Here is a 1,042-nt window from a genome sequence, read left to right as displayed (position 1 = left end):
GATCGATACGGCCATGACCCTCAACGCCATGCGCCCGGACATCCTGATCATCCGCCACCAGTCGGCGGGCGCGGCTGCCCTGCTCGCCCAGAAGGTCGGCTGCTCGGTGGTCAATGCCGGCGACGGCGCGCACGAGCATCCGACGCAGGCATTGCTCGACGCGCTGACCATCCGCCGCGCCAAGGGACCGCTCTCGAAGCTGATCGTGGCGATCTGCGGCGACATCCTGCATTCGCGAGTCGCCCGCTCCAACATCATGCTCTTGAACGCGCTCGGCGCGCAGGTGCGCGTCGTCGCGCCCTCGACATTGCTGCCGTCCGGCATCGACAGAATGGGCGTGATCGTCGCGCGCTCGATGGCCGAGGGGTTGAAGGACGCCGACGTGGTGATGATGCTGCGCCTGCAGCGCGAGCGCATGGAAGGCGCCTTCGTGCCATCGATTCGCGAATATTTCCGCTATTTCGGCCTTGATGCCGAAAAGCTGAAAGCCGCCAAGGACGATGCGCTGGTCATGCATCCCGGCCCGATGAACCGCGGCGTCGAGATTGCCTCAGAAATCGCCGACGGGCCGCAAAGCGTCATCCAGGAACAGGTCGAGATGGGGGTGGCCGTGCGCATGGCGGTGATGGAAGCGCTGCTTGACCCTCGTCGCAACAATGACGGCCGCAACCATGAGGGGCGCGGCGCATGAGTGTGACCGTCTTCAGCAAGGCGCACGTCGTCGACCCCTCGCGCGGCGTGGACGAGATCGGAAGCGTCATCGTCGACGGCCGCAAGATCGTCGCGGCCGGGAAAGCCGCGTTGAACCAGGGCGTGCCGGAAGGCGCCACCGTCGTCGACTGCGCCGGCAAGACGATCATCCCAGGCCTTGTCGACGCGCGCGTCTTCATCGGCGAGCCCGGCGGCGAGCATCGCGAGACCATCGCTTCGGCAAGCGTGGCGGCGGCGGCCGGCGGCGTCACCTCCATCGTCATGATGCCCGACACCGATCCGGTGATCGACAACGTGGCGCTGGTCGAATTCGTGCTGCGCACCGCGCGCG

Annotated in this window: 1 protein-coding gene and 1 pseudogene; both read left to right on the top strand. The window is 66.9% G+C overall.

The features are described 5' to 3' along the window. On the top strand, positions 1–691 hold a 691-nt coding region (locus tag EOD07_RS35555), incomplete at its 5' end, for an aspartate carbamoyltransferase catalytic subunit (RefSeq protein WP_127238447.1). Next, positions 688–1,042, top strand: a pseudogene (locus EOD07_RS35550) (dihydroorotase); the annotation flags it as partial. The gene EOD07_RS35555 and the pseudogene EOD07_RS35550, both read left to right, overlap by 4 nt.

It is taken from the genome of Mesorhizobium sp. M2C.T.Ca.TU.002.02.1.1 (assembly GCF_003997225.1).
Note: the sequence above shows the minus strand (reverse complement) of the source record. Positions and strands in the feature narration are given on the sequence as shown.